Source organism: Flavobacterium cupreum (genome assembly GCF_003996965.1).
Lineage (GTDB): Bacteria > Bacteroidota > Bacteroidia > Flavobacteriales > Flavobacteriaceae > Flavobacterium > Flavobacterium cupreum.
This window is the reverse complement of record NZ_QWDM01000010.1, coordinates 67,371-87,674: the sequence shown is the minus strand read 5'-3', so window position 1 is coordinate 87,674 and position 20,304 is coordinate 67,371. Positions and strand designations below refer to the sequence as shown.

21 protein-coding genes are annotated in these 20,304 nt (G+C 36.3%); 8 read left to right on the top strand and 13 right to left on the bottom strand.

Translation table 11 applies throughout. The features are described from left to right. Window positions 1-31: 31 nt before the first annotated feature. Window positions 32-661 carry a response regulator transcription factor gene (locus D0817_RS15955; RefSeq protein WP_026730588.1) on the top strand — a complete coding sequence of 210 codons (630 nt, stop codon included), beginning with the start codon at window positions 32-34 and terminating at the stop codon, window positions 659-661. On the opposite strand, the gene dnaG is transcribed toward D0817_RS15955, so the two are convergent. From dnaG to D0817_RS15935, 4 genes are all read right to left on the bottom strand, one after another. Further along, window positions 658-2,721 (bottom strand): DNA primase, encoded by a 2,064-nt coding sequence (gene dnaG / locus D0817_RS15950; RefSeq protein ID WP_127339377.1) that lies wholly within the window; start codon window positions 2,719-2,721, stop codon window positions 658-660. The genes D0817_RS15955 and dnaG overlap by 4 nt on opposite strands. 126 nt (window positions 2,722-2,847) lie before the next feature. Next, window positions 2,848-3,900, bottom strand: a complete 1,053-nt coding sequence (locus tag D0817_RS15945) for a F0F1 ATP synthase subunit B family protein (RefSeq protein ID WP_127339376.1) — start codon at window positions 3,898-3,900, stop codon at window positions 2,848-2,850. Window positions 3,901-3,964: 64 nt separating this feature from the next. Next, on the bottom strand, window positions 3,965-4,684 hold the full coding sequence (locus D0817_RS15940) for a hypothetical protein (RefSeq protein WP_127339375.1): 720 nt from the start codon (window positions 4,682-4,684) through the stop codon (window positions 3,965-3,967). Continuing rightward, window positions 4,671-5,231, bottom strand: coding sequence for an RNA polymerase sigma factor (locus tag D0817_RS15935; RefSeq protein WP_127339374.1), 561 nt, complete (start codon window positions 5,229-5,231; stop codon window positions 4,671-4,673). The genes D0817_RS15940 and D0817_RS15935 overlap by 14 nt, the downstream gene beginning before the upstream one ends. Window positions 5,232-5,574: 343 nt before the next feature. On the opposite strand from D0817_RS15935, the gene D0817_RS15930 reads away from it, so the two are divergent. Beyond that, window positions 5,575-6,099: a GNAT family N-acetyltransferase gene (locus D0817_RS15930; protein WP_127339373.1), complete on the top strand. Its 525-nt coding sequence runs from the start codon at window positions 5,575-5,577 to the stop codon at window positions 6,097-6,099. A gap of 44 nt (window positions 6,100-6,143) precedes the next feature. Here D0817_RS15930 and D0817_RS15925 read toward each other — a convergent pair whose 3' ends face one another. Both D0817_RS15925 and rlmN read right to left on the bottom strand, forming a co-directional pair. Continuing rightward, entirely contained in the window at window positions 6,144-7,121 is a 978-nt protein-coding gene (locus D0817_RS15925) for a polyprenyl synthetase family protein (protein WP_127339372.1), read from the bottom strand. Between the two features lie 214 nt (window positions 7,122-7,335). Continuing rightward, window positions 7,336-8,379 carry a dual-specificity RNA methyltransferase RlmN gene (gene rlmN, locus D0817_RS15920; protein WP_127339371.1) on the bottom strand — a complete coding sequence of 348 codons (1,044 nt, stop codon included), beginning with the start codon at window positions 8,377-8,379 and terminating at the stop codon, window positions 7,336-7,338. A 465-nt stretch (window positions 8,380-8,844) separates the two neighbouring features. Between rlmN and D0817_RS15915 the strand changes: the two genes are divergently transcribed. From D0817_RS15915 to D0817_RS15895, 5 genes are all read left to right on the top strand, one after another. After that, complete coding sequence (locus D0817_RS15915; RefSeq protein ID WP_127339370.1) at window positions 8,845-9,414, top strand: YceI family protein; 570 nt, start codon at window positions 8,845-8,847, stop codon at window positions 9,412-9,414. A 5-nt stretch (window positions 9,415-9,419) separates the two neighbouring features. Then, window positions 9,420-10,811: a hypothetical protein gene (locus D0817_RS15910; protein ID WP_127339369.1), complete on the top strand. Its 1,392-nt coding sequence runs from the start codon at window positions 9,420-9,422 to the stop codon at window positions 10,809-10,811. Window positions 10,812-11,076: 265 nt separating this feature from the next. After that, entirely contained in the window at window positions 11,077-11,367 is a 291-nt protein-coding gene (locus tag D0817_RS26260) for a hypothetical protein (RefSeq protein WP_238160892.1), read from the top strand. Between the two features lie 211 nt (window positions 11,368-11,578). After that, window positions 11,579-11,944, top strand: coding sequence for a hypothetical protein (locus D0817_RS15900; protein ID WP_127339367.1), 366 nt, complete (start codon window positions 11,579-11,581; stop codon window positions 11,942-11,944). Window positions 11,945-12,057: 113 nt separating this feature from the next. Continuing rightward, window positions 12,058-12,699, top strand: a complete 642-nt coding sequence (locus D0817_RS15895) for an O-methyltransferase (protein WP_127339366.1) — start codon at window positions 12,058-12,060, stop codon at window positions 12,697-12,699. A 145-nt stretch (window positions 12,700-12,844) separates the two neighbouring features. Here the strand turns inward: D0817_RS15895 and D0817_RS15890 are convergent, their stop codons facing one another. From D0817_RS15890 to D0817_RS15860, 7 genes are all read right to left on the bottom strand, one after another. After that, the gene (locus tag D0817_RS15890) at window positions 12,845-13,426 is read right to left on the bottom strand and encodes a phosphatase PAP2 family protein (RefSeq protein WP_127339365.1); all 582 of its coding nucleotides are present in this window, start codon (window positions 13,424-13,426) and stop codon (window positions 12,845-12,847) included. Then, the gene (locus tag D0817_RS15885) at window positions 13,426-13,785 is read right to left on the bottom strand and encodes a Sec-independent protein translocase subunit TatA/TatB (protein WP_127339364.1); all 360 of its coding nucleotides are present in this window, start codon (window positions 13,783-13,785) and stop codon (window positions 13,426-13,428) included. The genes D0817_RS15890 and D0817_RS15885 overlap by 1 nt, the downstream gene beginning before the upstream one ends. Window positions 13,786-13,972: 187 nt before the next feature. After that, complete coding sequence (locus tag D0817_RS15880) at window positions 13,973-16,216, bottom strand: M1 family metallopeptidase (RefSeq protein ID WP_127339363.1); 2,244 nt, start codon at window positions 16,214-16,216, stop codon at window positions 13,973-13,975. Between the two features lie 64 nt (window positions 16,217-16,280). Continuing rightward, window positions 16,281-16,787, bottom strand: a complete 507-nt coding sequence (locus D0817_RS15875) for a DUF6702 family protein (protein ID WP_127339362.1) — start codon at window positions 16,785-16,787, stop codon at window positions 16,281-16,283. Next, complete coding sequence (gene bamP / locus D0817_RS15870; protein ID WP_127339361.1) at window positions 16,784-17,539, bottom strand: BamP family beta-barrel-assembly machinery protein; 756 nt, start codon at window positions 17,537-17,539, stop codon at window positions 16,784-16,786. Before bamP ends, D0817_RS15875 begins: the two co-directional genes overlap by 4 nt. Continuing rightward, a complete protein-coding gene (locus D0817_RS15865) occupies window positions 17,529-18,254 on the bottom strand; it encodes a carboxypeptidase-like regulatory domain-containing protein (protein WP_127339360.1) in 726 nt (241 codons plus the stop codon). The genes bamP and D0817_RS15865 overlap by 11 nt, the downstream gene beginning before the upstream one ends. Next, the gene (locus D0817_RS15860) at window positions 18,241-19,008 is read right to left on the bottom strand and encodes a carboxypeptidase-like regulatory domain-containing protein (RefSeq protein WP_127339359.1); all 768 of its coding nucleotides are present in this window, start codon (window positions 19,006-19,008) and stop codon (window positions 18,241-18,243) included. Before D0817_RS15860 ends, D0817_RS15865 begins: the two co-directional genes overlap by 14 nt. A gap of 161 nt (window positions 19,009-19,169) precedes the next feature. On the opposite strand from D0817_RS15860, the gene pepE reads away from it, so the two are divergent. Beyond that, complete coding sequence (pepE, locus tag D0817_RS15855; protein ID WP_127339358.1) at window positions 19,170-19,877, top strand: dipeptidase PepE; 708 nt, start codon at window positions 19,170-19,172, stop codon at window positions 19,875-19,877. The last annotated feature ends 427 nt before the right edge of the window (window positions 19,878-20,304 follow it).

The window sequence follows — 20,304 nt, the reverse complement described above, 5'->3', positions numbered from 1 at the left end:
AAAACATGAACAATTCTAAAAAGGTAAAATTATGATTAAAGTATGTCTAGCAGACAATCATCCTGTTACGCACTTTGGCGTTAAGTCTTATTTTAAAGACCACGATCAAATTTCAATTGTTGCCAATGTCGGCAATTTTTCAATGGTTAGAGATATTCTTCAGACGAAGGAGATTGATATCCTAATTCTAGACTTAGAGTTAGAAGGTCTTTCGAGCATCTTTGAAGTTAAATCGATCCTAAAGAATTTCCCAAAGACAAAAATTGTGATTTTCAGCGACCTGGCTGAACAAATGTATGCTCCAAATGCCATTAAAGCAGGAGTTTCCGGGTATGTACACAAAACAGAAAAACTTGAAACATTAGGTCTTTCTATTATTAAAGTACATGAAGGAAAAATCATTATCAACGAAACTGTTCGCAAAAACATGGCCCTTATTGCTAAACAAAGCAAGAGCGAACGTCTTTACAGAAAACTTTCGAATCGTGAAATTGAGGTTTTACGTTACTTAAGTGACGGTAAGAAAAACAATGAAATCTCTAAAATCTTAAATCTGAACGAAAAAACGATCAGTACTTACAAACTAAGATTATTGACTAAATTAAATGTTACTAATTTAGTTGACTTAGTTAACAAAGCTAAGACTTTAGAAATTATTTAATGGTATCGCGACATTACTCTTCCTAGTTTTTTCGAAAATGCATTAACTAATTTTGAGTAATCAACGACCATAGACAAAAGCTCTGTATTATCTGAATTATCAGGTTGTATAGAGCTTTTTAATTCTTCTATAATTTTATCAACCAGGTACCAGCGCATAGACATAATAGTTTCGGTCACATATTGTGCAATACCCGCCTGTTTGTCTTTCGCAAAAATATTCTGCCCCTCCCAATTGTGAAGTGATACTTTTTCATCTTCCATCAAAATATCGGTCACTTCCTGAGCAAAATCAGGCTGCAGACGCATTAGATATTGCTCCAGACTGAACTTTTCATTTTGATGATAGAAAGCCATGATATCCGTAAAAATATCCCGAAACAAATTATTCGAAAGCTCTACCTCATCTTCCTGCAGACTCAGGTAAATTCGCTGATGCACTTTATATTCCCTTTTTTCAGAAATCATTTCGATCTCCCCTTCTTCATTGCTTTTTAAAAGCACATCTTCAAATACTTCCGTTTTATCTCCGTACAGCAATAAAATTTCGATTACTTTTCGCTCCAGACGGTATAATATATCAACCTTTTCGGTTTGCTGTGGTGCTGTATATCCCGGCTCTCCCGGATAATCTTCCGGCGGCCCGTTTCTTGGATCTTCCGGATCCCCTCCCGAATATCCTGTATTATTTGGCTTTTGGTTTCTGAAAACTTCAAAAGGTTTTTGTTCCTGCTTTTGCTTTTTATTGGCTTCTGCAATATCTTTCTGAATCAGCTGAGATAAAGTACTTACCAATACCTGCTCGGAAATATCCATAATCCGGGCACATTCCTGCGTATAAATTTCACGCTGGATACGATCCGGAATTTTCGAAATACTAACCACCATATCCCGAATCAGGTCGGCTTTTTTTATAGGGTCGTTTTTGGCCTCTTTCATGAGGAGCGATGCCTTAAACTGTATGAAGTCTTTACTGTTTTCTTCTAAGTAAGCCACCAGATCGTCATGGGAATTTTTTCGGGCAAAACTGTCCGGATCCTCTCCGTCAGGAAAAGCACAAACCCTTACGTTCATTCCTTCCTCCAGGATCAAATCGATTCCACGAATAGAAGCACGCAGTCCTGCAGCGTCACCATCAAAAAGTACGGTAATATTCCTGGTCAGACGATTCACAAGTCTGATCTGGTCCGGTGTTAAAGCTGTTCCGGATGAAGCCACAACGTTCTCGATCCCGGCCTGATGGAACTGAATTACATCGGTATAGCCTTCCACCAAATAACAATTGTTCTGCTTCGCTATTGATTGTTTGGCCTGAAAAATCCCGTAAAGCACCTTACTTTTGTGGTAAATATCACTTTCCGGCGAGTTTAAGTATTTTGCCGCTTTTTTATCATTGGTTAAAATACGCCCTCCGAAACCTAAAACGCGTCCGGACATACTTTCTATAGGAAACATTACACGGCCTTTAAAACGGTCAAAAGGGCGATCTTCTCTGGCAATTGTCAAACCTGTACTTTCCAGAAATTCGAACTTGTAGCCTTTACCCAAAGCTTCTTTAGTCAAAGCATCCCAGGTTTCCGGCGAATATCCTAAACTAAATTTTTTGATGGTTTCGTTGGTAAAACCTCTCTCTTTAAAATACGAAAGCCCGATTGCTTTTCCTTCTTCTGAATTTAAAAGTGTCTTATGAAAATATTCTTTGGCAAATTCCGAAACCAGATACATACTCTCGCGAACATCGGTCATGGCTTTTTCGGCATCACTTTGTTCTGTTTCTTCAATCTCAATATTGTACTTTCTGGCCAGATAGCGAATGGCTTCCGGATAGGTAAACTGGGAGTGCTCCATCAGGAATTTCACAGAGTTCCCTCCTTTTCCTGTACTAAAATCTTTCCAGATACCTTTTGCAGGCGACACCATAAACGACGGAGAGCGTTCATCTGAGAAGGGACTCAATCCTTTGAAATTACTTCCGGCCCGCTTTAAATTGACAAAATCACCAATAACCTCCTCTACACGAGCAGTTTCAAAAACAGAATCAATTGTACTTTGTGAAATCAAAACGTAAAATATTTTTAAAGTTGAGAGCCTGTAAAAGTAAACAAAATCTTTCCTGAAATGTAACGATTTTACATAAAAAAAAGTGCCTCTTTCGAAGCACTTTTAACTAACTAAACTCACTCATACTTAATTCAAATCAAAGCGTAACCCTAAGGAAATATTATTTTTCTTAATTAAATTATCCTGAAATAAAGGATTCAAATCATATTTTAAGTACAAACTCATGTCTTTATATCCAATATAAGAACTCAGTCCGTAAATAAAATTATTGACGTTATAATCCCCTTTTATCGTGGTTTTATATTTTAAATCTTCCTCTTCAAATTTTAAAATCTGCTTTGATTTTACATTGATTCCGGCATAACCGCCAATCCCGAAACGGAAGCTTTTATGGGTTCTGAAATAAGTCTTTCCGTTACTTTCTTTGGGCTTGGTAAAATCAAATTCCAAATGCAGCGGCAAAACGATATACACATTTCTAAAACGGGATTCATTCAAATTTACGGGATTCACTTCCAGACTGGTCTGGTTTCCGTTTACCACAAAATTGCGGTTGTCGGTTGGACGGATATTGTTGTACATTACCGAAAGTCCGTATTTGGCGTGCAATAAATTATCGTTTTTCAGTAATCTTGAATTATAGGTAAAACCCCATTCGTAAAAATGCGAACCGATAAAACTGTAATTGGAATCCTGAAGTTTTCCGTCGGCCATTGTATTGTTCAGTCCAAATGCGAAGACAAACTGTGAAGTAGTTCTTTTTTCACCATGAATGGAGTCTTTGCTTCTTTTGTTATCGCTCCAGTCTTTGTCCTTCCAGTAAATCATCAAACCATGTTTTTTGATTGAATCTCCCTCTTTGATTTTGCCGTCTACTTTTTGCTGTACCAAATCGTTAAGTTCGTTTTGGGCCAGAGTAACTTTTTCCTCAATAATTACGGCACGGGCTTCGGCCAGTTCTTTTTTGCGTTTATCCGCCTGTGCCTGCGTAATTTTGCCTTCCGATAACTGAATATTTAAGGCTTCAATTTCTTCTTTTAATGCTTGTTTTTCTTCTTTGGTTACCTTCTCGATTTTATTTGCAATTTGCTTTGCTCTTGATTCAAAGGTTTCCTGACCCAGCACTTTACTAACAAATAAAAAGACCAGGAGTACGAGATAAATGGTAAAATTTTTCATGATTGATTGATTTTTTAAAAATTGATTATTGATTGTGATTGATGATGTTTTAATTGCTGATTGTTTATTCCTGTTGATTTCGGTTTGCCAGCGCCACCTTTACTGTTTGATAGTTTTTATTGACTTTGGTAATTACCTTTTCCCTGAACGAAAGTTCCAGTTCGCCATCAACCTGATTTAATAAATCGCTGGCATTAATTTTAATTTTCGATTTAGGCTTCGCTGAATTTTCTGCAACCACAGCTTTCTCTGCGGTGTTCAGCAACTGTTCTGCTGTTTCGTTTTTAGGTATTTCAGGCACATTGATTGGATTGTTGCCCGGTTTTGATTGTTGATTGTTTTGATTGATGATTGAAACCTCCGCTATTGAATTTGCTTTATTCTTAACTATATTAATTCCCTTTTTTTTTGTAATTTTTTCTGGTGCTTTTGAATTTTCAGCGTTCTGAAGGGATTCTTTTTCTGAAACTGCCATTTCATTTTTGCTGGAATCCATCGGTTTAAAACCTGGCTTTACAACGGAATCTTTTTGACTGTTTTCCTGAATAACCATTTGATTTTGTAGAACCTCCACCTTTTTCCCCTGATTCAAAAAGAAAGTCCCCACCAGTAAAAGCCCTGCAATACTGGCCGCGATATACAGCCATTTATTTTTCTTTTTTGGTTTCTTTTCTTCGGCAACACTCAGCATCGCGTCTAATCGGTCCCAGGCTTTGTCGCTTGGTTCAATCTTACGCTGATTTAGCTTTTCACGGAAATCCTTTTCAAAATTATTCGGTTCCATTTTCTTGTTTTTTTAAAATATTAATTTGTGTTTGCAGCATTTTTCTGGCGTGCGATAATTGCGATTTCGATGTTCCTTCATTAATTCCTAACATCTTTGCAATTTCATTGTGTTTGTACCCTTCGATCGCATATAAATTGAAAACCATTTTATAACCATCAGGCAAAGCGTCTATTAAAAACTGAATCTGGTCTGTTGAAAACTGGCTGTCGATGGCATTAAAACTTTCTTCGGTATACATCTCATCTTCGGCAAATTTCACTTTCTTCTGAACTCTTAAATACGATATGCATTCGTTAACCATAATTCGGCGGATCCAGCCTTCAAAACTTCCTTTGTGTTCAAACCTGCTTAAGTTCGTAAATACTTTCATAAAGGCAGTTATCATTACATCTTCGGCCAGTTGAATGTCTTTTATATATTGTCTGCAGACACTCAGCATTTTTGGCGAAAACCGACTATAAATCTGCTGCTGCGCCTGTCGGTTATTTTCGACGGCCAACTTTATGATTTCGGTTTCTTCCTGATGTAAACGAATAATTTTCATTAATAAGCGTTCTGGTTTTGTTTTTCGAATAGTCTTCTATTAGCATAGACGAGTGAAGATTCAAAATGGTTGCATGAAGGTGAAAATATTTAAATTCCAACCCGGATGATTATGGGTTAAAATTCCAAATACCAACTCTAAAACACTCATATACAAATCAATAGTGGTATTGGTAAAATTTAAAAAATATTTAATTATTTTATTCGAATACTACAACTCCCTGCCAAAGTTAACCGAAAGTTCGTCGTTGAGTTGCAAACCGTTTGCTAATTTGGTATTTTTGAATGTAATGCAACTATGGAAATTACAACTACACTCTCATAAAGAAACACTTCAGCATAAAATGAAAAATATTGACATCCGAAAAGTAACGCTAAACGATATTGACCAATTACAAAAAATCGGTAAACAGACATTCTCCGAGACTTTTTCAGGAGACAATTCTGAGGAGGACATGAAAAAATATTTAGACGAGCATTTTTCAATAGAGAAATTGACAAATGAACTCCAAAACCCCGACTCCGAATTTTATTTCGCTGTTCTGGACAGTACCGTAATCGGATATTTAAAACTGAACTTCGGAGAGTCCCAAACCGAACTGAAGGATAGCAAAGCACTTGAAATCGAAAGAATTTATGTCCCAAAAAAATACCACGGTCAACGCGTGGGCCAGGTGCTGTACGAAAAAGCCATTCAGGTTGCCAGAAATAAAAATGCAGATTATGTATGGCTGGGGGTTTGGGAAGAAAATCACAGGGCACTGAGTTTCTACAAGAAAAATGGCTTTGCTGAATTTGACAAACACATTTTCAGATTAGGAAATGATGAGCAGACGGACATCATGATGAAACTGCAATTGAAAGCGTAAGGAATTTTTAAGTAAAGAAATTAAGACTTAATGAAATTTTCGTCTTATTTCTTTCGCTCAATGACATAATTCACCATCAAAGTCAAAGCGTCTTTGTATTCTGAATCTTCAAAGTTCTGAAGTAAGGAAAGTGCTTCCTGCTGGAATTCCACCATTTTATTTTCGGCGTAAGACAGGCCGTTATTATCTTTTACAAAAGCAATCACTTCTTTGACGCGTTTTTTGTCTTTATTGTGGTTTTTAATGGAGTTGATCAGCCACTTTTTTTCCTGTGGTGTACAAGTGTTTAAAACATGAATTAAAGGCAAAGTCATTTTTTGTTCTTTAATATCAATACCGGTTGGTTTTCCGATGGCTTCTTCACTATAATCGAATAAGTCATCTTTGATTTGAAAAGCCATTCCGATGAGTTCTCCAAACTTGCGCATGTTTTCGACCTGAACATCGTCTTCAATTACCGATTTTGCGCCAAGGGCACAGCAAGCTGCAATAAGGGTAGCAGTTTTTTTCCGGATGATTTCGTAATAAATATCCTCGGTAATATCAAGTCTTCTGGCTTTTTCGATTTGAAGCAATTCACCTTCGCTCATTTCGCGAACGGCCACAGAAATAATTCGAAGCAAATCAAAATCGCCATTATCGATAGAAAGCAAAAGTCCTTTTGAAAGCAGGTAATCTCCCACCAAAACCGCAATTTTGTTTTTCCAGAGCGCATTGATCGAGAAAAATCCACGGCGGCGGTTACTGTCGTCCACAACATCGTCGTGTACCAGAGTTGCCGTATGAATCAACTCGATTACCGATGCTCCGCGATAGGTTCTTTCGTTTACCACACCTCCCGAAACCATTTTTGAAGTTAGAAAAACAAACATAGGGCGCATTTGTTTCCCTTTCCTGTTTACAATATAATAGGTAATTCGGTTGAGCAATGCGACCTTCGAGGTCATCGATTCATGGAACTTTTTTTCGAAAAGTTCCATCTCGTCAAAGATGGGCTGTTTTATTTGAGAAGTAATATTCATTTCGATCCCAAATATACTATTTTAAATAAAAAAAACGTTATATATTAAGGTTAGTATCGCAATTTTTTAGCCATTAATTAAAAAAATATACCAGAAAACACTGCGGTCTGATTCGGATTCTTACTTAAAAAGAAAACCTTTTTTGCCCAAAAAAAGCATTAAAAACAAGATTGTACTTGTCTTTAATGCTTTTTGAATTTATTACAGTAAAATATTATCCTTCTTTGTTAGCCAGTTGCCCGCAAGCAGCATCAATGTCTTTTCCGCGGCTTCTGCGTACTTTACAAACGACTCCGATATTTTCCAGCGCTTTTATATACGCCATGATAGATTCTTCAGAAGCTTGCTGGAACTCTCCGTCATCAATTGGATTGTATTCAATTAAATTGACCTTGCAAGGCACATATTTACAAAACTTAACCAGGGCATCAATTGAAGCTTTATCATCGTTAATTCCTTTCCAGACCACATACTCGTAAGAGATTTTGTTTTTGGTTTTTCTGTACCAGTATTCTAATGCTTCCCTCAAATCCGCCAAAGGGAAATTTTTGCTGAAAGGCATAATTTTGGCGCGAATCTCATCTATCGCAGAGTGTAAGGACACCGCCAATTTGAATTTCACATCATCGTCGGCCATTTTTTTGATCATCTTCGGAATTCCGGAGGTTGACACCATAATACGTTTTGGTGACATTCCCAGACCTTCCGGTGAGGTAATCATATCAATGGCTTTGATTACATTGTTATAATTCATCAGAGGCTCACCCATTCCCATAAAAACAATATTCGAAAGCGGATGGTTGTAATACAGACGGCTCTCTTTATCTATGGCCAGCACCTGATCGTAGATTTCTCCCGGTTCAAGGTTTCGCATTCTTTTTAATCTTGCCGTTGCACAAAAATTACAATCCAGACTGCAACCGACCTGACTCGAAACACAGGCTGTTGTTCTGGTTTCGGTAGGAATCAAAACTGATTCAACTACCAGGCCATCATGTAAACGAACGGCATTTTTTACAGTTCCGTCACTACTGCGCTGCATCGTATCTACCTTAATATGGTTGATTACAAAATTATTTTCCAGCATGGCCCTGGTAGGTTTCGCTACATTGGTCATATCTTCAAAACTGTGTGCTCCTTTACTCCACAACCATTCATAGACCTGGTTTCCACGGAAAGCTTTGTCGTTGTTGGCGACAAAAAAATCCCGTAACTGATCTTTTGATAAGGCTCGTATGTCTTTCTTCTCGATTTGCATGGTGCAAAGTTAATCACTTTTGTTATTTTTTCCTGATTTTTATAACCATTCTTATTTAAAATCAACTAAAACGAAACTTCTTTTCATGAAAATTCCATTGTTCTCCTGAAACAAAAGCTGCCAACACTTACTTTCTTTTTTATTAAATACTGACTAAAAGACTTCTTTGTCTTTATTAGTATAAGTATTAAAACAATAATAGTCATTAACTGAATTTTTGAATAATTAAAACGGGAGCTCTGTACTAATTGCAGAGACTTGTTTTTTATAACTCGCGCTCCTTGTAAAGGAGAGAACGTTGTAGTTATCAATTAAATATTTTAATAAAATTTTAACAATGATTTTTATCATAAAAACAACCGTTTTATGAGCAGACCTTTGAATCGGGTTAAAGATAGAAACCTTAGTACTAAATGAAATCGATCCATTTTTAACTTATCCTTTTTAAAACAAAAACATGACAAAATGAAAACTAAAAAAATCAAACGATTCGCATTTATAGCGGTATTCTTAGGAATTACTTCATTTGTATCGGCACAGCGATCGTATACCTTAAATGCTAAATCAGCTTTTTCTGTATCCGGAACTTCAACATTACATGATTGGGAAATGAAGTCAGGTTCCGGAACAGGAACGGCAGCTTTTACAATTGCCAATTCAAAATTAACGGATATTGAATCACTTTCTGTAACTCTTCTGGCAGAAAGTATAAAGAGTGAGAAAAAAAGCATGGACAAGGTAGCTTATCAGACTTTAAAAACAGATAAAAACAAGAACATTACTTATGTGCTGAAGACTGCCGAAAAAGTAAACGAAACTACCTGGGAATTAACCGGAACCTATACTATTGCAGGTGTCAGTAAAGTTCTTAAAACAACTGTAAAAACAACTGTTACAAAAGAGGGATTAAACCTGCAGGGATCTAACAAAATCACTTTTACAGATTTCGGAATGAAATCACCCACTGCAATGCTGGGAACTATCAAAACGGGACAAGATTTAACCTTAAAATTTAATTTAAACTATAATTTATAAACATCATGAAAAACATATATATCCTGCTTGTAGCATTGGTGAGCACATTTACCATTAATGCACAAGTTAGTTTTGGACATATCCAAAATCAAATCCCAAGAAACCAGAAAGGAATTAATCAATTTGATGTCAAAAAAGACACTGTTGCCTACAAAGGAATCAGCGTTGATATGGGAGCAGCTTTTGCACTTCAGTTTCAGGCTTTAAATTCGTTTAACGATCAGAAGAATTTGGCTTCTGCGCCAAATTACAGATTAAACAATCTGGAAAACAATTTTAATTTACCAAATGCCAACTTTACGATTGGTGCACAACTGTATGATGGTGTCCGCGTGAACTTAGATGTCTACCTGGCTTCCAGACACCATAATGAAACCTGGGTGAAGGGAGGTTATTTGCAAATTGATAAACTTGACTTCATTAAAAAAGACTTCCTGGCTGATTTGATGCAATATACAACGATCAAGATTGGTCAGATGGAGAATAACTACGGTGACGCGCATTTTAGAAGATCTGACAACGGAAATGCGCTTATGAATCCATTCGTAGGGAATAACATCATGGATGCCTTTAGTACAGAAATGGGAGCTGAAGTTTATTACAACAGATCAGGATTTGTGAGCATGATTGGAGTTACCAACTCTAAACTAAATCAGAATGTTCAGGAAATTGTTCCGGCACCAGCAACGACTGCAAAACCGGATTCCAACACAACTATCAGCCCTTCTATTCTGGCAAAATTAGGCTGGGACAAACAAATTAATGACGATTTAAGAATCAGGTTAACAGGATCTTATTACCATACGGCAAATTCCAGCGGAAATTTATATTCTTCTGACAGGGCAGGAAGCCGTTTTTATGGTGTAATGACACATCCTGAATATGCTATCATAGATCCCGCTACAGGAACTACAACCAGTACTGTTGCCAACAACTTTGATCCAACAGCGAATAAGGACACAGGGCGATTTAATCCCGGATACGGTAACTGGGCAACGTCCTACATGATTAACCCTTTTATCAAATACAAAGGTCTTGAGTTTTTTGGAACTTTAGAGTTTACTTCCGGTGGTGATTTTAAAGGAACTGATGCTACCCGTAAAATAAATCAATATGTAGGGGATGTTGTGTATCGTTTTGGAGAAAATGAAAGATTTTATGTGGGCGGTAAATACAACTTAGTCGACGGAAAACTTTCGAACGCAAGCGCTCAGTCTATTCAAATAAACAGATTTGAAGGGGCAGCAGGCTGGTTTATGACTAAAAATATTCTGGCAAAATTGGAGTATGTAGATCAAAACTACAAAAACTTCTCCCAGTTTAACGGGGCCACTCCTAACGATCTTTTTGGCGGCAGCTTTAAAGGAATTATGTTCGAAGCAGTAATTTCATTCTGATAAAATGTTCAAAAGGTTTACATTTTTAGTTACGGGTTTAGCCACTTTCTTTTTCTTAGGAAGTGCTAAACCCACTTTTTTCGCAGACGATACAACTTTGGTAATAAACAAAATTAAAATAGAAATTACCGGACTATCAACTGTGGGCCATTACAATTGCTCTAATATCTTCATTATTAAGGATACAATTTTTTTAAATTCAAATAAAAAAAACATTTTTAATACCGCTATCAAAATGACAAATTTTGATTGTCACAACAAAATAATGAGCAAGGACCTAAAGGGCACTGTTAAGGCAGCCGAATTTCCTAATAGTACTGTTTCTATAACAGAGATAAAACAGTCCGGTAAGAATTACAAATGCAGCTTAAGCTTTTTTATTACGGATAAAACACTAAAATACAAAGACTTTTCTTTATACACGGTTAACGACAAAATTCAGGGAACGCTGAATCTCAAATTTTCTGATATCGGCCTGGAACCTCCCGTAAAGATGGCTGGCTTAATAAAAGTGAAAGACGATATCGTAATCAATTTTTATCTTTACAAAAACTAGCCTCTAAAAAAGCAGCTCATAAATGCTTTTCTCTTTTTTTTTCAAAAAAAGATATCCCAGGTTTACAAAAACTTAAAATTCTGGCACGGGAATTGTCTTGCTGTTAAAAGAAAAATAATATTACGAAGAGCGCCTAATTTTAAAATTTGTACTTTTATTTTTTCAGCTTTATAACCTTTATATTTTATCAACTTTAAAAATTTAATTAATCATGAAAAAACAAATTTTAAGCTTAGCTCTTATTGCTCTATTGGGATTCACTGCACAATCATGCGGGGACAAAAAAGAAACAAAAGCTGAAGACGAATTAACTCTTGGAAACAAAGTCGATACCCTGACAAGTGATATCGAAGAAGTAAAAGACAGTGCTGTAGTTAAAGCCGAAAATGCTGCCGCTAAAGCTAAAGAAGCTTCAGAAAATGCTGTACAGGACGCAAAAGATGCCACTAAAAAAGCCGCTGAAGATGTAAAAGATGCGACCAAAAAAGGAGCTGATAAAGTAGAAGCCGCGGCTAAAGCAGCCAAAGACGGAACTGTAAAGACAGCCAAAGATGTAAATGAAGCTTTGAAAAAATAATTTTTTTTTAGAATTCAAAACAGAAACCATTCGTTATACGAATGGTTTTTTTATGCCCAAAAGTTACCCGATATTTTTTGTATTTTTGTGCTCTAAATTTAGAAGATCATCACATGCATTTTATATCACAGGAATTAGAAGACTACATCGAACAGCATTCTGAAAACGAACCGGAATTACTGGCCAAATTAAACAAGGAAACCTATCAGAAAATCCTTTTACCAAGAATGCTGAGCGGGCATTTTCAAGGCCGCGTGTTAAGCATGTTATCTAAATTGATTCGCCCTGTGAATATTCTTGAAATTGGAACGTATACCGGCTATGCCGCTTTATGCCTTTGTGAAGGAATGCAGGAAAATGGACAACTGCACACCATTGACATCAAGGAAGAATTAGTGGATTTTCAACGTAAATACTTTGATGCATCTCCGTGGGGAAATCAAATTTTTCAGCATTTGGGAGAAGCAATTGATATCATTCCGACACTGGATGTAAAATTTGATTTGGTTTTCATTGATGCCGACAAAGAAAACTACCTCAACTATTGGGAACTAATTGTTCCGAAAATGAATAAGGGCGGCATTATTCTCTCTGATAATGTTTTATGGAGCGGTAAAATCCTTGAACCGGTACATCCGAATGATGTGAGTACAAAAGTACTTTTAGAATATAATTTACTTTTGAAAAATGACCCCAGAGTTGAAACGGTTTTATTGCCGATTCGTGATGGTTTGACAGTTAGCAGGGTTTTATAATATTGAGTTTTGTGTCATTTCGAGGAACGAGAAATCACATCCGGTGTTCGACAACAGTGCATTCTAGCATTATGTGATTTCTCGTTCCTCGAAATGACAAATCTAACTTAAATTACTCTTTAAAAAACCTTAGAATCTTAGCAACTTAGAACCTTTTTTCAAAAGTATCCGGAAAATATTGTGGTTTTAATTTTTTATAAACCAAATAAAGCAACGATCCGAAAAATGCTCCGAAGAAATAACCTGTAAGAATGTCTCCAGGATAGTGTAATCCTAAATAGATACGGCTGTAAGCAAAAATTAAAGGCCACAGGAACAGGAATCCCAAATATTTAAAATGGCGTCTTAAAATCAGGTATAAAAAGGTTGCAACAGCCATTGTATTGGCAGCATGACCGGAGAAAAAACTAAAGGATGTCCTAACCTGAACAATTCGGATAAACGATTTGATTTCAGGATTGTTGCAGGGACGCAAACGTTCGAAAGTATGTTTAAACAAATTAGTCGTCTGATCGGTAAAAGTAATTAAAACGGCTATAAAAAGCAGTAAATACAAGGTTTGTTTTCCTCCAATTTTTTTATAAATAAGAAAAAACAGAAACAGGAAAAATGGCGTCCAATACAATTGATTAGTAATGATCAGCCATAATTTATCATAATTTTCAGAACCTAACCCATTAAGATACACAAAGAGTCTGGTATCTAATTCTTGTATTTTTTCGAGCATTACAGTTGGCGTTTTACAGGTCCTGAGATAGAATCGATATCTTCTTTTACTTTATTTATTTCTGTGGTTGTATCGCCCAAGAGATTGCCTGATAAACTTGTAGTATCGCTTAATAAGTTCGTTTTTGCATCGTTAATTTGTGCATTGATATTTCCGGTGATATCTGTCAAAGATTTTGCATCAAGACCATTTGCCTCAGCTCCTTTCTGAATTTCACTTTTAATGTCGTTTGTAGCATGTTTAAGTTGCGCCATAGCTTTACCCATTGTACGGGCAATTTCCGGCACTTTGTCTGAACCAAAAAGCATTAGTACTATAAACAGTATAAAAACTAGTTCTCCTCCTCCTATACCAAACATATCTTTTATTTTTGTGTGTCACAAAGATATTAAATTTTGCAACCGAGAGTTTTAAAATTTACTTAAAAAGCATATTAAACCTATTTATTTTAACCGCAAAGTTCACAAAGATCGTTAAAGGTTGCCCGGAAAAATTTTCCGTTTATACCTTATTGGCTTTGTGAACTCTGAAGTTAACTTTTTATTTTTAGTCAAACTTTGATTTCTGCTCTGTTTTTGGCCAGGAATTATTGGTTACATCAATATCAGCAGTCATTAATTTTGGATCGATCTGAATGCTTTTAATCGCTTTTTCTGTTGCATAAACTTTTCTGGCCGTATCATTATTTTTTCTCCAGATTTGTGCCGGATATTGGAAGTTTTGCACAGAACCATCTTCGTAAGTGATTTCTACCAAAATCGGCATGATCATTCCGCCTGGTTTATTAAACTCAACTTCGTAAAAATATTTAGGCGATTTCAAACCTGCCTTTTCTTCTGCTGTAAAAGTCTGATCGACGTAATCGGCCAGTAATTTTACATCTTCTACTTTTAAAGCTTTTTTCTTAGATGAATTTACTTCGGCATTATCTCCCGACACTAAGTAAACAAATGGTCCTTTATCAAATCCGAAACGTCCTTTTTTCACTTTCACATCTTTAATATCTGCCGTTGGAGTATCGGAAACATAATATTGCTTTACTTCCTTGATTCCGATATCTACAAAATCGGTTGAATAAAACCATCCTCTGAAAAACCAGTCTAAATCTACCGCAGAAGCATCTTCCATTGTTCTGAAGAAATCTTCAGGAGTAGGATGCTTGAATTTCCATCTGTTGGCATAGGTTCTGAACGCATAATCAAACAACTCTCTTCCCATCACTACTTCTCTTAACATATTAAGTCCTGTAGCCGGTTTTCCGTAAGCGTTGTTACCAAACTGCGCAATGGTTTCAGAATTGGACATAATTGGCTCTAAGAACTTTTGGTCGCCGCTCATGTAAGGAACTATATTTTTTGCAGGACCACGTCTTGACGGGAAATTCGGATCTAATTCCTGTTCTGCCAAATACTCCAGAAACGAATTTAAACCTTCGTCCATCCACGTCCACTGACGTTCATCTGAATTTACAATCATCGGGAAGAAAGTGTGACCCACTTCGTGAATTACAACACCAATCATTCCATTCTTAACTTCTTTACTGGTCACTCCATTTTCATCAGGACGGCCAAAATTCCAGCAAATCATCGGATATTCCATTCCCTGATCTTCTGCAGAAACAGAAACTGCTTTTGGATAAGGATAATCGAAAGTATGAGAGGAATAACTTTTTAAAGTATGTGCCACTGTCATCGTTGAAGTTTCTCCCCAAAGCGGATTTGCTTCTTTCGGATAAACAGATTCTGCCATCACTATTTTGCCACCCAGTTTCACAGCCATTGCATCGTAAATGAATTTTCTTGAAGAGGCAATTCCGAAATCACGTACGTTTTTAGCACTGAATTTCCATGTTTTTTTCTTCTCAGAAAACCCTTTTTCTGTTGCTTCAGCTTCTGCCTGTGTTACAATTACCACTGGCTTATCAAATGATTTTTGAGCCTGTTCGTAACGTTTTACCTGTTCTGCCGTAAAAACTTCGGCTCTGTTTGTCAACTCTCCTGTTGCATCAATAACATGATCTGCAGGAACGGTAATGTTTACATCAAAATTTCCAAAAGGCAGTGCAAACTCCCCGCTTCCCCAGAATTGCATATTCTGCCAGCCTTCCACATCGTTGTAAACGGCCATTCTTGGGTAGAACTGCGCAATTACGTATAATTTATTTCCGTCTTTTTCAAATAATTCATAACCGGAACGCCCGCCTTCTTTTCTGTAATTATTGATGTTATACCACCATTTTATAGCCAGTGCAATTTTCTCACCCGGCTTTAAAGGAGTTGCCAGGTTAATACGCATCATCGTTTCATTGATGGTGTATGACATTGGATTCCCTTTAGCATCTTTCACCTGTTCGATGTTAAAACCACGCTCTAAATCTTTCCTGAGGTATTTGCCTGAAAACCCGTCAAGCGGTAAAACCTGATTTATTTTTTCGCTTTCCGCCAAAGAAGTCTGAGTGTTTGCTTTCGCCTGATTCTGATCCAGTTGAATCCACAAATATTCTAAACTATCCGGAGAATTATTGGAATAGGTGATAACCTCAGAACCCGTTAGTTTTGAATTCTTATCATCTAATTCAATATCAATTTTGTAATCTGCCTGTTGTTGATAATAAGCAGGTCCGGGTGCTCCGGAAGCGGTACGAAACATGTTGGGTGTTGCCAGTAAATCATACATCTGGCTAAATTTGTTCGTATCATATTTACCTTGTTGTTTGGGAGCAACAGGTGCTGACTTCTCCTGAGCTATTATCATAGCGGGGAAAAGCAGTAATAGAGAAAGCTTATTCATAAATGCTTTTGGTTTTTTTTGAGGTTGTGAAATTAACAATTAATATGATAATTCTACTTGCCAATTAATACTTTAACACTTCTTTCCTTGAAGATTCTGTAAAGAGAACACTCTTTTTGATTCCAAATGCCGAAACATGCGTAATATTTTGCTGTTCTGCATTCCAATCCACTAAAACAGAGTTCGAAATTTCAATTGTTTTAAATGGATCTATGTCTTTTATCCGCGAATAACAGACCAGAACATCATTCGATTCTACTTCTTTAGACAAAAAGGTTATGGGTTTTGTCTGTCCGTTTATTTTGACAGAAAAGTTATCCGTAAGGTATTTTTTCAATAAATCAATATCGGCCTGGGTTTCCCTGTCTGTGCCCACAAAGGTTTTTTTATGGTACTTTTTTTCCATTCCGTTATTCAGATCATCGATAAAAATGCGGGAAGTAATCTGGACCATCTTTTTCTCTGTCACATAATTGACCTGAAAAACACCCATGTAAAACTTATGAAAGGTAAATGCAGAAAGTGATAAAAATAAGATCCCTATTAGAGGATAAACTAATTTATTTTTCATTTTTGAATAACAGTAGCTTTTTTAAACTCTTTATTTTTATTGACCATGAAATCCATTAACTGGAATTTATCGTCCGGTTTTAAATATTTTTTTGATTCGGCATCGTTGGAGCAGTACATTAAGAAAAGCTCAATTTCGTCTGGTTTTAGGTCTAATGTTTTACTGAAAAAATCAGGTGTAAAGTTATCTTTCGCATATTCTGCAAAGGCAATATCTGAAATCACATCTTCCTGTACACCTTCTTTTTTACGCAGCAACTTTTTTACATCCTTAAAAATACGCACAAAATCAGTTCCGTATTTAATGGTCTGATCGGAGTACATCACTGTATTTTTCGCTGTGGACTGCCTGTCATCTTCAAATTGCATGTCTACAAATTTCTGAGACCCTCCATCCAGTGATTTTACTTTTAAATCCTTATGAACGACAACTTCTTTCAACTGATTATTAACTAAGTCAAGCTTTACTGAAAAAAGTACCTGAGAGCAGTCTTTTTCTGTTAAAACTATTTTTTTGGACTGAAAAGCCAAACCCGAAAACAACAAAGTATCTTTTGGTTTCGCCATAATATCAAACAATCCGCCAGCACCGATAAATGTTCTGACATTGGCATTGATATTCATTACATAACCGCTCTCTATAGCGAGGAAGTCATTTTGTACCTGACCGTGTAATGATTTTCTTGAATTATTCTGACCTAAAACGATTTGACAAAATAAGCACGCGATAAGTATTCCTAATTTATTTTTCATTTTCTAGAATTATTAAGTATTTTCTGGCTAGTTCGGTGATCAAAAACATGCTCATTGTTTTGTTCTTTGTATTCAAAGATACAGCAAATTCGGCATCATCTACGCAATATAATTGAAATCCTTTTATGTCATCCAGCGGGATTCTCAATCGATTGGTATAATAATCTTCTTCAAAAAGGTATTCTATTTTTCTAAAAAGAGCTTCTCTTTTCTCAACATTAACCTCTTTTTTCAACATAGCAGTCCGGCCGGAAATCTTATTCAGCAATTTATCTACAGAGGTAGAAGTTGCCGTGTACACTTTTCTTTCAGCGGGTGTATACTTTTTTTGCCCGTATGGAATAATCCCTAAATTTTCAGCGGTAATATTGGCATTTTCGTTTACAATCACTTCTTTTAACTCCACTTCATTTGCTGTCATCTTAATCAAAAGCAAATTCCCGTTGACATATTCTGCTGTAATTCGCCGTTTGACCGGATCTAAATTAACAGCTGAAAAAATCAGCACATCACCTTCTTTGACAATAATCGAAAATTTACCTTCCTTATCTGAAACCGTTGAAACCTGAGTGGTATTATTAATAATGTTAACCCCTTCAACTGTTACAGACTGCTCCATAATCTGCCCCAGGATTTCTTTCGGTGCAGCCGACTGGCCAACAGTAATTTCGGCAATCAGTAAAAACAGGATCAGTACTATGTTATTTGTTTTCAATGGCAAGTATTTCTTTATATTTCACCGCTAATTCTCCCAGCAAAAATTCAGTTGATGTTTTATTTTTGGAATTCAGCACAACCGTAAACTTATCATTATCAACAGCATAATACTCGAATCCCTTCACATATTCAGCAGGAATTGAAAGTCTGTTCACAAAATGGTCAAGGCTAAACATACTTTCCAGAAGCTTCATAAAAAATTCTTTTTTCTCTACTGCTACTTCTTTTTTCAGCATTGCCGTCCTGCCCGACAGAAAATTCAGAAAAGGATCTGCTGAAATCGATCCACCGGCCACTCCTCCGGCATTCGCGGTTGGATTTAGAGCTGTAGCGGTATGTAATTTCCTCTCGGCTTCTGTATAGGATTTCTGCCCCTGCGGAATAATTCCCAAAGAGACTGCATTGATATTAGCATAATTCCGAACAATTACCTCCTGCAGCTGATGAATCACCAGACTTAATTTTACAGTAAAGTTGAGATCCGAAAAATTTTCCGCTGTCAGTAAAGTTCTGTTTTCCTTAAATTGTATGGAAGAAAAGACAAGTGTGTCGCCTGCTTTAGCCCTGATCGAAAAGGTTCCGTCTGCATTCGTTGTAACCATGTTTTCTGTTTCAGCATTTACCACATAAACACCTTCGAGATCATAGGTATTAGACGCTATCTTTCCGTTAATAATGATACGTTCCTGATTTTGCCCCCATACAGTCTGGCCCAAAACAATAATAAAAAGACATAAAAACTTATCGCTCAAAATAAAAAAATTAGATTTATTCTTAAAAGTGTAAAAATATCTTAATGTCTTCCAAATTTAATACTAACGGCTTGGTAAAAATATGTTAATTAAAGTTTGGAATCCTAATATGAAAAAGGAGTTTTTAATATCTTTAGCAGCATTAATATGAGTTAAAATTTATGAAAAGCATTATTATCGCCAGCACTTCTACCCTTCACGGAGGCAGCTATTTAGAATATTTACTACCTACATTAAAACAACATTTTTTCAACTGCAAAAGCATCTTATTTATTCCATTTGCGAGACCGGGCGGAATAACACATAACGAATACACTCAAAAAGTAGCCGCCGAATTTGCAACAATCAATATTGCCGTAAAAGGGATTCATGAATTTGAAAATGCAGAAAACGCCGTAAAAACTGCGGAAGGTATTTTTACTGGAGGCGGAAATACTTTTCTGCTGGTAACACAATTGTACCAACAAAACATCATGCAGGTTCTTTCTGAAACTGTAAAGAACGGAACGCCGTATTTAGGAACCAGCGCCGGAAGCAATATTTGCGGTTTATCGATGCAAACGACCAATGACATGCCTATTGTTTATCCCCCAAGTTTTCAGACTTTAGGACTAATTCCGTTCAATCTAAATCCGCACTATTTAGATCCCGAAGCACAATCCAAGCATATGGGAGAAACCCGCGAAACGAGAATTAAAGAATTCCACGCTTTCAATTCCATTCCGGTTTTAGGATTACGCGAAGGAAGCTGGCTCGAAGTAAAAGGCCGCAAAATCACTTTAAAGGGAGATTTATCCGCTCGTTTATTTTTAAAAAATCAAAACCCGGAGGAATTAGCAACTGAAAGCGATTTGAGCAATTTAAAATAAATTCCAATAGCGAAGTCTCGTGAAAAATTCCAAACCCCAAATGTGTAGCTCGAAGCGCAGAACAGCAATTCAAATAAAAATGATTCAAACTATTTAAACAAAGTTTTTTACCATTAGGAGATTAAGATTCTGTAAAGAATTAAACTTATTCTTTCTTAATTTCTTAATGGTTAAATTAAATACCAATTTACAAGCATCCTTCATCCTTCCTCTCTCAATTATATTCTACATTCGAAAACAAGATCCCAGACACTACTAATTAAGTTTTCTCACACCACAAACCGGCAGTCAAATATTACTAAAAAAAACAACTGAAACAAGTAGTTATTCTTTGGTCCGCAACTTTACACACTCCAAATCTGACCACTTCCTCTTCTCAGCAACCACTTATTACTACTATTAAGCCATCTATTGAAAACTGGATTGC

Coding starts and splice junctions, on each gene's coding strand:
- D0817_RS15955 (WP_026730588.1), top strand. CDS start 32: ATGATTAAAGTATGTCTAGCAGACAATCATCCTGTTACGCACTTTGGC.
- D0817_RS15945 (WP_127339376.1), bottom strand. CDS start 3,900: ATGAAAAATTTTACCATTTATCTCGTACTCCTGGTCTTTTTATTTGTT.
- D0817_RS15940 (WP_127339375.1), bottom strand. CDS start 4,684: ATGGAACCGAATAATTTTGAAAAGGATTTCCGTGAAAAGCTAAATCAG.
- D0817_RS15935 (WP_127339374.1), bottom strand. CDS start 5,231: ATGAAAATTATTCGTTTACATCAGGAAGAAACCGAAATCATAAAGTTG.
- D0817_RS15930 (WP_127339373.1), top strand. CDS start 5,575: ATGAAAAATATTGACATCCGAAAAGTAACGCTAAACGATATTGACCAA.
- D0817_RS15925 (WP_127339372.1), bottom strand. CDS start 7,121: ATGAATATTACTTCTCAAATAAAACAGCCCATCTTTGACGAGATGGAA.
- rlmN (WP_127339371.1), bottom strand. CDS start 8,379: ATGCAAATCGAGAAGAAAGACATACGAGCCTTATCAAAAGATCAGTTA.
- D0817_RS15915 (WP_127339370.1), top strand. CDS start 8,845: ATGAAAACTAAAAAAATCAAACGATTCGCATTTATAGCGGTATTCTTA.
- D0817_RS15910 (WP_127339369.1), top strand. CDS start 9,420: ATGAAAAACATATATATCCTGCTTGTAGCATTGGTGAGCACATTTACC.
- D0817_RS26260 (WP_238160892.1), top strand. CDS start 11,077: ATGAGCAAGGACCTAAAGGGCACTGTTAAGGCAGCCGAATTTCCTAAT.
- D0817_RS15900 (WP_127339367.1), top strand. CDS start 11,579: ATGAAAAAACAAATTTTAAGCTTAGCTCTTATTGCTCTATTGGGATTC.
- D0817_RS15895 (WP_127339366.1), top strand. CDS start 12,058: ATGCATTTTATATCACAGGAATTAGAAGACTACATCGAACAGCATTCT.
- D0817_RS15890 (WP_127339365.1), bottom strand. CDS start 13,426: ATGCTCGAAAAAATACAAGAATTAGATACCAGACTCTTTGTGTATCTT.
- D0817_RS15885 (WP_127339364.1), bottom strand. CDS start 13,785: ATGTTTGGTATAGGAGGAGGAGAACTAGTTTTTATACTGTTTATAGTA.
- D0817_RS15880 (WP_127339363.1), bottom strand. CDS start 16,216: ATGAATAAGCTTTCTCTATTACTGCTTTTCCCCGCTATGATAATAGCT.
- D0817_RS15875 (WP_127339362.1), bottom strand. CDS start 16,787: ATGAAAAATAAATTAGTTTATCCTCTAATAGGGATCTTATTTTTATCA.
- bamP (WP_127339361.1), bottom strand. CDS start 17,539: ATGAAAAATAAATTAGGAATACTTATCGCGTGCTTATTTTGTCAAATC.
- pepE (WP_127339358.1), top strand. CDS start 19,170: ATGAAAAGCATTATTATCGCCAGCACTTCTACCCTTCACGGAGGCAGC.